This is a genomic window from Paenibacillus sp. FSL K6-4396 (genome assembly GCF_038002525.1).
Classification (GTDB): Bacteria; Bacillota; Bacilli; order Paenibacillales; family Paenibacillaceae; genus Paenibacillus; species Paenibacillus amylolyticus_B.
The window spans coordinates 1,861,082-1,873,212 of the sequence record NZ_JBBOCR010000001.1; the positions used below are offsets into that span (position 1 = coordinate 1,861,082).

Here is a 12,131-nt window from a genome sequence, read left to right on the forward strand (position 1 = left end):
GTTGTTCTGTCATCGGAGTGTAAGTGTAAATACTAATTAGCTGAACTTATAGAGGTTTTTCAAAAAGTCCGCTTTTGATTACGAAGTATGCCTATCGGCATCATCAGCATCGAATATGGAATTCAGCCGAAATGTCCGTTGCTCACGTAGTTTTCCTACGCTCCGCTACTCCATTTCTAGCTTCATCCCATCTTCTCGGTACTGAAAACCGGTCTTTTTGAATACGAACTTATATATATCAGTCAGATGAACAGAAAGAGGTTGGGGAAATGCAACTTAGAAGAGTAAGGATTGCAGGAACAGGGAAGTACCTGCCTGAACAGGAGGTCACCGATGAGGAACTGGATCGCCGCTTGGGCGTGCCTGCGGGCTGGGTTAGCAAAGCCACAGGTGTAGGTGTACGCCATTATGCTTCGGGTGAAGAAACCTCGTCCTACATGGGTGCCAAGGCTGCCGAAGCTGCACTTGCGGATGCAGGATTACAATTCAGTGATATCGACTGCCTGGTGTGTACCAGTGGCACGAAGGAACAACCGTTGCCAAGTACGGCGGTATTTATCCAGCAGGCCATGGGGCAGCAAGATTCAGGCGTACCTGCTTTTGATATGGATGCAACCTGCCTGAGTTTCCTGAACGGACTCGATGTGATCTCCTATATGGTAGATGCTGGACGTTACCGGCGAGTACTGCTCGTAGCCACCGAGATTGCCTCAGCCGGACTCAATTGGTCGGATAAAGAGAGTGCGGCCCTGTTCGGAGATGGAGCGGCCGCTGTTATTATTGAACGTTCGCCTGAAGGGTCATCCTCTCAGATTGTACATGCTTCCCTTCGAACCTACAGCCGAGGTGCTCGCTTCTCGGAGATTGCAGGTGGAGGTACACGGCTGCATGCTTCGAATTATAAGGCAGATCAGCCGGAGCCCTATCTTTTTCATATGGATGGACAGGCCATCTTCCGCATGGCTTCCAGACTTCTACCTGGATTCATCAGCGATATGCTGCAGGCGACCGGGAATCGAATGGAGGATTTCCAATTGGTCATTCCTCATCAGGGAAGTGCGATGGCGATGAGACTGATTCGCAAGAAGCTTGGCATTGCTGAAGATCGGTTTATGGACATCACACGAAATCACGGCAATACAATTGCGGCATCGATCCCGATGGGTCTGCATGAAGCGATTAGACAACAGCGTATTCAGCGTGGAGATCGGGTGTTGATGATTGGCACGGCTGCCGGATTATCATTGGGAGGACTCATTTTTGACTACTAGATCTGGGGAAACCGGACATCGTACATCTGCTTCTCTTCGTGTGCTCCTTACAGGCGGAAGGGCTCCCGTTACGCTCGATCTGGCACGCATGCTTCATCGTGCAGGCCATCGGGTCTATGTTGCGGAGAGTGCCGTACGGCATCTGACCAGATCATCCAGTGCAGTGGAACAATGCGCTGTGGTCCCATCGCCGCGTCATAATACACGTGCTTATCTGGAAGAGCTGGAACGGTTGGTACAGGATTGGCAGATCGACCTGCTGATCCCCATGTGTGAAGAAGTCTTCTATGTTGCTCAAGGGGCAGACAGACTGCGTGCATATTGCCGTGTGCTGGTTACAACTCTGGAGCAACTGCATGCGCTGCACCATAAATACGATTTTATCCGGCTTGCAGATTCACTCGGTCTTTCGGTCCCGGATACACGTCTGATCAACAGTCAGCAGGAATGGACGGAAGCTCAGTCTGTTCTGGGAGAAGCAGGAGATCGAGTGTGGAAACCGGTGTATTCCCGCTTCGCAGCCAAAGTTCGCATGCCCACACGTTTGATCAATGAGGGTGTGGCAGGGACTGCACAGAAAGGATACGCAAGCGAAAAGAAGCATCGACAATTACGTAACGATCCTCCGGAAGAAGGGGGATTATCCTCTGCTTCGCCTTGGGTTGCACAGGCCTTCATTCCTGGTCAGGTGTTGTGTACATACAGCATAGCCCACGAAGGACAACTGGTTGCGCACGCCACCTACGATAGCCGCTACCGCACAGGAAGCGTGGGGGCCAGTGTGTTTTTTGAACAGGTGGAACATGAGGGTGCCCTTGCATGGGTGAGACAATTTGTGCAGTCAACAGGTTTTAGTGGACAGATTGGGTTTGATTTTATAGAAGGTCAGGATGGGAAAGTATACGCAATTGAATGTAATCCGAGGGCAACGAGTGGGATTCATCTGTTTCACCCTGGAGATGACTTGGTGCGTGCACTAACTGAACCGGAGACGTTGGTCAAGGAAGGAAGAATGATCACGCCCGCACGGGGCAGCAAAGCCATGCTCATGCTTCCCATGTTGGGAAGCGGACTGCAGCAGATCTTCGGCAAAGGAAAGTTCCAGGCATGGGCAGCTGCCTGGTGTGGAGCCAGGGATGTGGTCTATATGCGGCAGGATATCCAGCCGTTATTTGAACAATTTGCAGTGGTGCTGACCGCCTGGCGTCTGGCAAGATCACAGAAGTTCTCGCTGACTGAAGCTTTGACTCACGACATAGAATGGAACGGTGAACAACAATGAACAGAGCATTGGTTACAGGAGCTACGGGATGCCTGGGCAGGCATCTCGCGACACGACTTGCAAAAGAGGGATGGGAAGTCACGGGCATGGGCCGACAGCCAAAGATTGGTGCAGAACTTGAGTCGGCAGGAATCCGATTTCTGAATGGAGATATACGGGATGAGGCAGCAGTAAATGTAGCGTGTACGGGGCAGGATGTGGTCTTTCACTGTGCGGCTCTGTCATCGCCATGGGGCCGATATCGTGACTTTTATAGCAGTAATGTAGAGGGGACACAAAATCTCATGGATGGCTGCCTGCATAATGAGGTACAGCGATTTATACATGTCTCGACTCCAAGTGTATATTTTAACTACATACCGCGATTTAACGTACATGAGAATGACCCGTTGCCATCCAAACCAGCCAATCATTATGCAGCCACAAAGCTTCTCGCGGAGCAGGTTGTGATGGAGGGGCATGCGAAGGGACTTCCGTCGATCATGATTCGACCGCGAGCGATCTTTGGTCCGTATGATCAGACGTTATTTCCCAGAATAGTCGCAGCAAACGCGAAATCAGGCGTGCCGATGATTGGCGGTGGACAGGCATTAATTGATCTGACATGTGTGGATAATGTGGTGGACGCCTTGTTGTTGTGCCGTGATGCCCCTGACGAAGCGCTTGGCAGAGCTTACAATATCTCCAATGGCGATCCGAGGGCGTTTAATGAGTTGGTGAGCAGCCTGTTTGGCATGCTGAATATGCCCTTGCGTCGTCGAAACATTCCTTATCGGATGGCATATGGTGTGGCAGCGTTGCTGGAGCGAGTTCATGGCTATATTCCTGCGTTGGGTGAACCTCCGTTGACACGGTATACAGTCGGCTCCTTATCTATTCCACAGACATTGGATATTACGGATGCACGGGAGCAATTAGGGTACGTCCCTCGGGTGTCCATTGAAGAGGGATTGCAACAATTTGCAGACTGGTGGAGGGCTGAATCATGCTGACGACAACTCCGGTAGAACTATATTTGGGTGCGGCGGGTTACTGTACACATCCAGAGTTTCTGACGCTGCGTGGTGGTCGATTAAGACCAGTACCTTTCCCCGCAGGATTTGCTTGCATCATTCACCCTGTATATGGACCAATCCTGCTGGATACGGGATATAGCTCCCGCTTTTTCAAGGAAACGGCTCATCTGCCCAATGCGCTGTATCGTCATATTACACCGGTTGTCTATCGTGAAGAGGATAGTGCCGTTCATTTTTTGGCTGGGCTTGGGCTGAAAGCTTCGGATATTCGGTATATCATCCTCTCTCATTTTCACGGCGATCACATCGCGGGTGTGCGAGATTTCCCGGAGGCACAATTCATCTATCTGCCAAGGGCTTATGATGCTGTGCGCTCCCTTGGTTCGATTGCGGCTGTGAAGGCAGGTTATCTGTCCGGGTTGTTGCCTGAGGATTTTGCGGCCAGATCATTGCCAGTTACGCGTCAGCCTGAGCGATGGACGAGAGCTGGAGAGGAGTTCCCTTTTGATGAGGTCTACGATATCTTTGGCGATGGCAGTCTGCTGGGGGTGGATGTATCCGGTCATGCGGAAGGCATGATGGGACTTCTGCTGCGTACAGAAGAACATGATTATTTCCTGTGCGCGGACGCAGTGTGGTCGAGTCGGGCTTTTCGTGAACAGCGCAGGCCTCATGCGCTCGCGGGTATCATTATGTCTGATCGACAGGAATACCACCGTAACTTTGACAAGTTGGTTCAGCTGCATCAGCAGTTCCCCCACATTCGGATTGTGCCAAGTCATTGTCGAGATGTGCTGGACGCTTGGGGCACAGGAGGACAGGGCTTATGAGCAATCCACTTCGTATTGTGGTTCATTATGCTCTCGCACGTGGGCTGAGAAAGTGGAAAACGCGAGAACAACTGGAGCGCTGGCAAGAACGCCGGATTATTCGGCATGTTCATCACATCCGCGCCCGATCTCCGTTTTATCGAAAGTGGTGGGGTGGCGTGGACGCATCCAACTGGAGGAACTTTCCGTTGATTGACAAATCAATCATGATGGAGAACTTCGATACACTGAATACGGTAGGCATTACCAAGGACGAAGCGTTGGCTCTTGCAGGTGAAAGTGAAGAAACGCGTGACTTCAAACCCTCCATTCAGGGAGTGACCGTTGGATTGTCCTCGGGTACGTCAGGGAACCGGGGGATATTTCTGGTGAGCGATCAGGAACAGGATGCGTGGACGGGCACGGTGCTGGCCAAGTTGCTGCCTGGTGGACTGTGGAAACCTGCGAAGATTGCATTTTTCCTGCGGGCCAACAGTAATCTGTATGAATCGGTGCAGCGTGGTAAGTTACAGTTTCAGTACTTTGATCTGCTGGAGCGTGTGGAGACCTTGGTCAATCGGCTGGAAACCTACCAACCTACCGTGTGGGTGGCTCCCCCATCCATGCTGCGTCTGTTGGCGGACGCCTATGTGGCAGGCCACCTGACTGCTGTACCGGATAAAATCATCTCTGTTGCCGAGGTGCTGGACCCCTTGGATCGCAAGGTGCTGGAGCGGGTCTTCGGACAGACCATTTATCAAGTCTATCAGTGCACAGAAGGGTTCCTGGGAGCGACCTGTCGTTATGGCACACTACATTTGAATGAGGATATAGTCCATATTGAAAAAGAGTTCATTGATCCCGCCACCCGGCGGTTCGTGCCCATTATCACAGACTTCTCCAGAACATCACAGCCGATCATCCGGTATCGGCTGAATGATATTCTGACCGAGGCGGCGATGCCATGTGCCTGTGGTTCCCTGTTTACCGCCATTGAGCGGATTGAAGGCCGCTGTGATGACACGCTATATTTTTCACAACTACATACGGGTGAGGCGGTGCCGGTCTTTCCGGATTTCGTCACCCGTTCGGTCATTGCGGCGTCGCCAGATATTGAACATTATCGTGTGGTGCAACGTGGGGACGGGACGATGGAGGTATCGCTACAACTTGGAGGAAATGCAGCACTGGGGCAAGTAAAGGCTGCTGTGTTGCAGGAATTGAACAAGTTGGCAGACAGGATGGATTGTACTTTGCCTGAGGTGAGATTCGTTCCGTATACGTTCAAACCAGGGGTCACCAAGCTACGCAGGGTGGAGAGACAGCTTGATTGAGCTGGTGGGAAAATATTGGGGAAGAGCAGGTGGCTGAATGACAGTGGTGACATACAAGATAGGAGATGGACAGCAGCGGATGCAGACAGAGGATCATAGAAATGAAGAAACAAAGGAAAAAAGACTATCAACATCTGGTGCACATGATCCCGTGGCTCTCATCACAGGCACATCCAGTGGCTTCGGTATGTTAACGGCCATTACTCTTGCCAAGCAGGGATACCTTGTTGTTGCTACCATGCGCGACCTTAGTCGAAGAGGAGAGTTGGTCAGACTTGCAGGAGAGGCAGGCATAACAGAACGTTTGGTGTACGAGCAGTTGGACGTTACGGATTCTGAATCGGTGCAAACAGCTATAACCAAAGTCGTTCTGGAGTATGGCCGAATCGACATGCTGGTGAACAATGCAGGATTTGCGGTTGGCGGGTTCATTGAGGAAGTATCGATGGAGGATTGGCGGCGCCAGATGGATACGAATCTGTTTGGGTTAATCGCTGTGACACGTGCGGTCTTGCCTGTGATGCGTGAACAGAAGCAGGGGTTAATCGTTAACTTGTCCAGTGTCAGCGGGTTGTCCGGTTTTCCAGGATATGCTCCGTATGCTGCCTCCAAATTCGCTGTGGAGGGATTCACGGAAAGTCTGCGGCATGAGATGTCTTCGTTCGGCGTTCGCGTGGTATTGGTTGAACCAGGCGCTTATCGTACGCCGATCTGGAATAAAGGTTTGGGTGAGATTCACCGGAGCGAAAACTCTCCATATAAGCATAAACTGGATACGGTTCTTCGTTATTCCAAACATGCGAGCGAGACGGCACCTGATCCACAGGAGGTAGCTGATCTGATTGGCCGAATTGCACGGATGCGTGCACCAAGACTTCGATATGCTCTCGGAAAAGGTTCACGTGTGCTCATCATAGGCAAGTTGTTTCTACCCTGGAAGTGGCTGGAGTGGATCATTGCCCGTGGATTAAAATAGAAATTAGGTACGAGTCAAGATTGCACAATTTCCGAATGGGAGGGATTAGCCGTATTCGAATTCATCGTCATTATATTACTTCTTGCGATTGTGGGTCTGCTCTTTCATATCAATAGCAAGTTGCCAGCTCGTGACCGGGTGAAGGAAGCCATGGAACGGGATCGGAATCAGAAACATAACCAGGATGCTCCAAATTAAAAAAAGCGGAGGTTACCAATGAAAATAGCATTCGTTTTGTTTGATGGACTGACTTTCCTTGATTTTGCAGGGTTTTATGATGTGATCAATCGGTTGAATTTCTTTGAGCAAACCAAAGGAACGACGTGGGAAACCTGTGCAATGACAGATCAGGTCACGGATGAGTCTGGTTTAACGATGAAGGTGGATCGAGTGAAGCCTGACCTATCGGAATACGATCTCGTGTTTATCCCCGGAGGCATGGGAACGCGCAAGCTTCGATATGACGAGGCCTTCGTAGGTTGGCTGAAACAGGCTGAGTCTGTGCCTTTGAAGGTTTCCGTGTGCACAGGCTCTCTGCTACTGGGTGCAGCTGGTTTTTTATCCGGTAAAAAAGCAACAACACATCCACATGCATATAATTTGCTTGAGCCGTATGTCACCGAGGTGATTCAGAAGCGGATTGTAAAAGATGGAAATGTAATTACTGCCGGTGGTGTGGCCACGTCCATTGACCTTGGGATTTATGTTGTTGGGTTGCTTGCAGGACAGGAAGCGGCAGCGAATGTAAAACTTCAGATCGATTATCCTTATGAGATGCAGGGAGTGGTTGAAGAATGAATGAAGGCCGAAAGCAAGAGCCCTGTACCATTCGCAATATTCAGCGGGATGAAGCAGACATCTACTGGCATTTACGACTGGAAGCATTGAAAACACATCCTGAAGCCTTCGGGGCTTCGTTTGAATTGTTGATTGAGATTCCCATGAATGAAGTACAGGAACGCATACATAATGAGCCCGATGATTATATTCTGGGAGCATACACAGAAGAAGGAACCTTGGCGGGAATGATGGGTTTCAAAAGGGAACATGGCCTAAAGCTCAGGCACAAAGGCATGATATGGGGCGTCTATGTTGCTCCCCCATATCGGGGGAGTGGGTTGGCTTCACGGTTGCTCCGCGAGGTGCTGGATCGGGGAAGACATCTGGAAGGTATCAAACAGATTAATCTGAGTGTAGTGACAACCAATGAATCAGCCCGACGTTTATACGAGCGATATGGATTTGAAGTCTACGGCATCGAGCGTAACGCATTGGAAGTCTATGGTCAGGGATATGATGAGGCGCATATGAATTACTTTTATACAGAGCCCTCAAGATTGGATGCTGATATCACCACAGGAGGAGTCCGATGACAGATCATGTTGAACTTGAGATCGACGGTGTTTCCTTTGTCTTAAAAGAGTCTCATTCTTTCGATTGGTTACAGCCCTTGGGTAAGGTTTTTCGCGTATTCGATCAGCAGGATTCAGGGAATCTCTCTTTTGGTATTGTGCAAAAGGATGGAAAGCGATTGTTCGTTAAATATGCGGGAGCACATACAATTCATGCGAATCATACGGGAAGTCCCCCGGAAGCCATTCGTAATCTGAAATCATCTGTTTCCGTTTACGAAGATTTGGCGCATGACACGTTGATTCGACTAACGGATCATTTTACAACGGATGAGGGGTATGCCTGTGTATTCGATTGGGTGGATGGGGAGTGTTTGCATTCCCACTGGTATTTTCCGCCTCCGGCCAAATATGAAGATCCGCGTTCGCCCTACTATCGGTTCAGACAGCTTCCTGTTGAGACACGCATTCGGGCAATGGAGCAGATTCTGAATTTTCATATCGAGGTGGAACGAAGAGGTTATGTGGCTGTTGATTTGTATGATGGCAGTCTGATCTATGATTTTGACAGAAACTTTATGAAAATTTGTGATATCGACTTGTATCGGAAGGGCTCTTTTACCAATACCATGGGGCGCATGTGGGGATCTTCCCGCTTTATGTCCCCTGAGGAATTTGAGTTGGGTGCACCCATAGATGCGGTTACCAATGTATTCAACATGGGGGCAATGGCGTTTGGGTTGCTTGGTGGGGAGAAAGATCGTTCTTATGACAGATGGGATGCCGGAGAAGCATTGTATCAGGTTGTGATACGTGCAGTGAGCGATGATCGGTCCGAGCGGTACGCATCGATTGCGGAACTTGGTGAGGCCTGGAAACAAGCTACGATTTAAGGTCAATGAGTGAGTGGTGGAATTTTCGCAAATGTGCAAAATCCATTCGTATACGTGTGTGAAATCCCGTATAATGGAAATTATTAAGGGGGTGCAGATGATGTGCAGATATGCCTTGTCAGGACCATATAAAGACATCTATGCATGTTTCATTTGTCGCAAATCATTTAAACAAGTTTCCAGACATGACCTGAGCCCTGAGGTGGTGGCACAACTTGAATATAAATGCCCGCAATGTGCCACATCTATGGTTAGCATGGGACACGATTTCCAGGCGCCCAAGCAAAATGATACCAAACAATGGACCAAAGTGATGATGCTGTACCGTCATGGTTATACCTATCATAATTGCGGGTGCGGGGCTGGATATCGTCCTGCAGAATTACGTCAATTATCCGAATTTCTGGAGCAACAGGAAGCTGGTAAAGGCAGTGTAGGCAAACGATTATTGCAAAGGTTAACTTCTTAGTTATGGTTCCAAAATCGAACCTGTCGTCTATGGAAATGTTGAAAATACAGGTGAGTACTTTATATACGATCAACGAGCAGCAGCGTCTATTAAGCATCAACGAGCCGGGTGGTGGGCAGGCTCCAGCCATTTTTATCGGTATGACTTCTGCCAGTTCACTGATCTATTATCATGAGCAGTTACCGCCGGATCTAATGGATGAGTTGGGGAAGGATTGCGAGCTTCCGTTGGATATTCCGAAACTAATTCGCAAGGTGGAAACCTTTGAGCTAGTTAACCGTGTGTGGATGGGACCCGCCTATGCTTTTCCTGAGATATCTTACGAGTGGAATCAGAAGGTTCAGTTGATTGGTCAGGAGCAGCGTTATTTGCTGGCAGAGCATTTTCCTGAATTAACAGATCACTTATATGAAAAAAGCCCTGTTGCCGCTTATGTTATTGGGGATTCTGCTGTGGCAGTGTGCTGCTCCGCAAGGCTCTCCGATCATGGGGCGGAAGCGAGTCTGTATACGGCCCCCGGTTATAGAGGACATGGATATGCAGCGGAGACAGTAAAGTGCTGGCAGTATTATGTCAAGGAGCGTGGACGCATGCCAATCTACAGTACATCTTGGGATAATCTTGCTTCACAGCAAGTTGCCCGTAAACTCGGATTAATTCAGTTCGGTGTGGATTTCAGTATCACAACTGTGGATTTGAGGAAGGACTGTGATGTCTGATGATTCGCACTTTCGTACAAAAGGATCTGCAGTATGTCATTGAAGCGCATATCCGAATTTATCGAAACGAGTATAATTATGATCATAGCTTTGCTGAATTTATCACCAACGCGGTGAATTCGCTTGGACTTAAAGGCAATCATTCGAGGGAGATGTTATGGATTGTTGAGTTAGATCAGACAGCTTCCGGCTCCATAGGACTTACTCAGGTGAATGAAAATACGGCTCAACTTCGCTGGTTTTTGATCGAACCGGAAGCACGTGGTGCAGGATGGGGCGGGGAGCTTATCAAACAGGCAATTCTTTTTGCAAAAGAAAAGAACTACACATCTGTGATCCTGTGGACCAATGAGTCTTTGATCAGCGCGCGTAGATTATATCAATCTGTGGGCTTTGAAGTGAAGGAAGTCCGCAAGGAGATGTTGTCAGGTCAGGGGCTTACCGAAGAACAATGGGAACTTGTTCTGTAGTTGGCCGAGGGCTTGAGCATGAAAGTCGAATCTGTTGCGTTAACTCGTTGTTGAAAGGAGTGGTACAGTGAATCGCAGAAGACTGATTCTGGGTTTGTTATCCGTATGCACAGCATTGACGGTAGCAGCATGTTCGATTCGGACAGAAGACCAAGCATTATCAGCATCGATTGAAAGCAACCTGCAGCAGATGGTTAGCGACCCTGTCCTCCTGACCAGTAGCAATCCGAATGATTATATTGCTGGTAACCGGGAGGCATACGACGAAATCTTGAATACCGGTGAGGAAGGATTGCATCTGCTGCTACAGCAGCTCGAATCCAGTCCGGATAATGGTCTTAAGGAATGGATCATGGCTCAGGCAAGTACTGAACTGCTTGGAGAGCTTAACCCTGTTGAGGCGTGGCATAGTGGCAAGGACTGGCTCAGACAGTATAAAATGAGCGTAGAATAATGGCTTATCTTCTCTATAGTACCTGACTTAGCGGAAGTAATGGAGGGGGCGGAATCGATTCTGAAGAAGCGATAGCGTTCGCCTTTGTCTCCGAATTTATACATCTATAAGGTTATTCAAGAAAATTTGGAGACAACAGCGATCAGAAGAACGATCCGTAACCGGAATGGTTCCCGCAAGCCGTCAAGCACTGTAGTGTGTGATGAGCCGGAAGTACAAACCTCACCTCCAGTCAGCATGAGCAGCATTGAGAGGTTCTTGGAACCGGAAGAATACATTATAGAGGTGAAATCCTTGAAAAAGAAAATTGCTTTTTTTGATTCAGGCATCGGTGGTTTAACCGTTTTGCATAAGGCATTACAACAGTTTCCAGAAGAAAAATTTCTGTATTATGCGGATACCTTGCATGTCCCCTATGGAACGAAGTCTGCGGATGAGGTTAGAGGACATATTTTTGATTGTGTGGAAGCCATCGTTCAGGAGGATGTTCAAGCCATCGTGATTGCTTGTAATACAGCAACAAGTCTGGCTGTGAAGGATCTGCGCGCCAAGTATGATATCCCGATCATTGGCATGGAGCCTGCGGTGAAACCAGCCGTGGAGATGAATCGCAACAGTGGGAAGAGAGTGCTTGTATTTGCCACGGCCCTCACCTTGAGCCAAACCAAGTATAACGAACTGGTATCACGTGTTGATGATCACCACAGTGTGGATTCCATTGCGTTGCCGGAACTTGTGGAATGGTGTGAACAGCTGGATTTTGATCCGCGCAAAATCGCTGATTATTTCCGGTTTAAGCTGGCAGATCTTGATCTTCCAGGGTATGGCACAGTGGTGCTTGGCTGCACGCATTATCCATTCTATACGTCCATTCTGCGCACGGTTCTGCCCGATCATATACAGATCATTGATGGCAGTACAGGCACAGTGAACCATCTGAAGCAGCGGCTTGGACTGGTGGCTCAACATGGAGACAGAACAGGGGAACAGGTCACTTTCCTCAGTTCATCAGGCCGACCGGAAGAGCAGGAGAAGATGTACAGTGCACTTCAATATCTTGAGAAGAACTCTATGTAGGTTACACCA

14 protein-coding genes are annotated in these 12,131 nt (G+C 49.1%); all 14 read left to right on the forward strand.

From position 1 onward, the window contains the following. The first annotated feature begins 269 nt into the window (after positions 1 to 269). The 14 genes from MHB85_RS08505 to murI all read left to right on the forward strand — a co-directional run bounded on the left by MHB85_RS08505 (position 270) and on the right by murI (position 12,122). On the forward strand, positions 270 to 1,271 hold the full coding sequence (locus tag MHB85_RS08505) for a beta-ketoacyl-ACP synthase III (RefSeq protein ID WP_192134607.1): 1,002 nt from the start codon (positions 270 to 272) through the stop codon (positions 1,269 to 1,271). Continuing rightward, complete coding sequence (locus tag MHB85_RS08510; RefSeq protein ID WP_341072773.1) at positions 1,261 to 2,553, forward strand: ATP-grasp domain-containing protein; 1,293 nt, start codon at positions 1,261 to 1,263, stop codon at positions 2,551 to 2,553. Before MHB85_RS08505 ends, MHB85_RS08510 begins: the two co-directional genes overlap by 11 nt. After that, the gene (locus tag MHB85_RS08515) at positions 2,550 to 3,545 is read left to right on the forward strand and encodes an NAD-dependent epimerase/dehydratase family protein (protein ID WP_091014902.1); all 996 of its coding nucleotides are present in this window, start codon (positions 2,550 to 2,552) and stop codon (positions 3,543 to 3,545) included. The genes MHB85_RS08510 and MHB85_RS08515 overlap by 4 nt, the downstream gene beginning before the upstream one ends. Next, complete coding sequence (locus tag MHB85_RS08520) at positions 3,539 to 4,399, forward strand: MBL fold metallo-hydrolase (protein ID WP_341072774.1); 861 nt, start codon at positions 3,539 to 3,541, stop codon at positions 4,397 to 4,399. The genes MHB85_RS08515 and MHB85_RS08520 overlap by 7 nt, the downstream gene beginning before the upstream one ends. Next, positions 4,396 to 5,712: a F390 synthetase-related protein gene (locus MHB85_RS08525; protein ID WP_105597920.1), complete on the forward strand. Its 1,317-nt coding sequence runs from the start codon at positions 4,396 to 4,398 to the stop codon at positions 5,710 to 5,712. The genes MHB85_RS08520 and MHB85_RS08525 overlap by 4 nt, the downstream gene beginning before the upstream one ends. Before the next feature lie 79 nt (positions 5,713 to 5,791). Continuing rightward, a complete protein-coding gene (locus tag MHB85_RS08530) occupies positions 5,792 to 6,688 on the forward strand; it encodes an SDR family oxidoreductase (protein ID WP_445739054.1) in 897 nt (298 codons plus the stop codon). 216 nt (positions 6,689 to 6,904) lie between these two features. After that, positions 6,905 to 7,486: a DJ-1/PfpI family protein gene (locus MHB85_RS08535; RefSeq protein WP_091016132.1), complete on the forward strand. Its 582-nt coding sequence runs from the start codon at positions 6,905 to 6,907 to the stop codon at positions 7,484 to 7,486. Then, the gene (locus MHB85_RS08540) at positions 7,483 to 8,061 is read left to right on the forward strand and encodes a GNAT family N-acetyltransferase (RefSeq protein ID WP_192134616.1); all 579 of its coding nucleotides are present in this window, start codon (positions 7,483 to 7,485) and stop codon (positions 8,059 to 8,061) included. Before MHB85_RS08535 ends, MHB85_RS08540 begins: the two co-directional genes overlap by 4 nt. Then, positions 8,058 to 8,933, forward strand: a complete 876-nt coding sequence (locus MHB85_RS08545; RefSeq protein WP_192134618.1) for a serine/threonine-protein kinase — start codon at positions 8,058 to 8,060, stop codon at positions 8,931 to 8,933. The genes MHB85_RS08540 and MHB85_RS08545 overlap by 4 nt, the downstream gene beginning before the upstream one ends. Before the next feature lie 97 nt (positions 8,934 to 9,030). Continuing rightward, complete coding sequence (locus MHB85_RS08550) at positions 9,031 to 9,402, forward strand: hypothetical protein (RefSeq protein ID WP_405158891.1); 372 nt, start codon at positions 9,031 to 9,033, stop codon at positions 9,400 to 9,402. Positions 9,403 to 9,452: 50 nt separating this feature from the next. After that, complete coding sequence (locus MHB85_RS08555; RefSeq protein WP_282318810.1) at positions 9,453 to 10,121, forward strand: GNAT family N-acetyltransferase; 669 nt, start codon at positions 9,453 to 9,455, stop codon at positions 10,119 to 10,121. Next, positions 10,121 to 10,591 (forward strand): GNAT family N-acetyltransferase, encoded by a 471-nt coding sequence (locus MHB85_RS08560; protein WP_192134621.1) that lies wholly within the window; start codon positions 10,121 to 10,123, stop codon positions 10,589 to 10,591. The genes MHB85_RS08555 and MHB85_RS08560 overlap by 1 nt, the downstream gene beginning before the upstream one ends. Positions 10,592 to 10,658: 67 nt before the next feature. Next, positions 10,659 to 11,045 (forward strand): hypothetical protein, encoded by a 387-nt coding sequence (locus MHB85_RS08565; protein WP_192134622.1) that lies wholly within the window; start codon positions 10,659 to 10,661, stop codon positions 11,043 to 11,045. A gap of 294 nt (positions 11,046 to 11,339) precedes the next feature. Continuing rightward, entirely contained in the window at positions 11,340 to 12,122 is a 783-nt protein-coding gene (murI, locus tag MHB85_RS08570) for a glutamate racemase (RefSeq protein WP_445739055.1), read from the forward strand. The last annotated feature ends 9 nt before the right edge of the window (positions 12,123 to 12,131 follow it).

Coding starts and splice junctions, on each gene's coding strand:
- MHB85_RS08505 (WP_192134607.1), top strand. CDS start 270: ATGCAACTTAGAAGAGTAAGGATTGCAGGAACAGGGAAGTACCTGCCT.
- MHB85_RS08515 (WP_091014902.1), top strand. CDS start 2,550: ATGAACAGAGCATTGGTTACAGGAGCTACGGGATGCCTGGGCAGGCAT.
- MHB85_RS08520 (WP_341072774.1), top strand. CDS start 3,539: ATGCTGACGACAACTCCGGTAGAACTATATTTGGGTGCGGCGGGTTAC.
- MHB85_RS08525 (WP_105597920.1), top strand. CDS start 4,396: ATGAGCAATCCACTTCGTATTGTGGTTCATTATGCTCTCGCACGTGGG.
- MHB85_RS08530 (WP_445739054.1), top strand. CDS start 5,792: ATGCAGACAGAGGATCATAGAAATGAAGAAACAAAGGAAAAAAGACTA.
- MHB85_RS08535 (WP_091016132.1), top strand. CDS start 6,905: ATGAAAATAGCATTCGTTTTGTTTGATGGACTGACTTTCCTTGATTTT.
- MHB85_RS08540 (WP_192134616.1), top strand. CDS start 7,483: ATGAATGAAGGCCGAAAGCAAGAGCCCTGTACCATTCGCAATATTCAG.
- MHB85_RS08545 (WP_192134618.1), top strand. CDS start 8,058: ATGACAGATCATGTTGAACTTGAGATCGACGGTGTTTCCTTTGTCTTA.
- MHB85_RS08550 (WP_405158891.1), top strand. CDS start 9,031: ATGATGTGCAGATATGCCTTGTCAGGACCATATAAAGACATCTATGCA.
- MHB85_RS08560 (WP_192134621.1), top strand. CDS start 10,121: ATGATTCGCACTTTCGTACAAAAGGATCTGCAGTATGTCATTGAAGCG.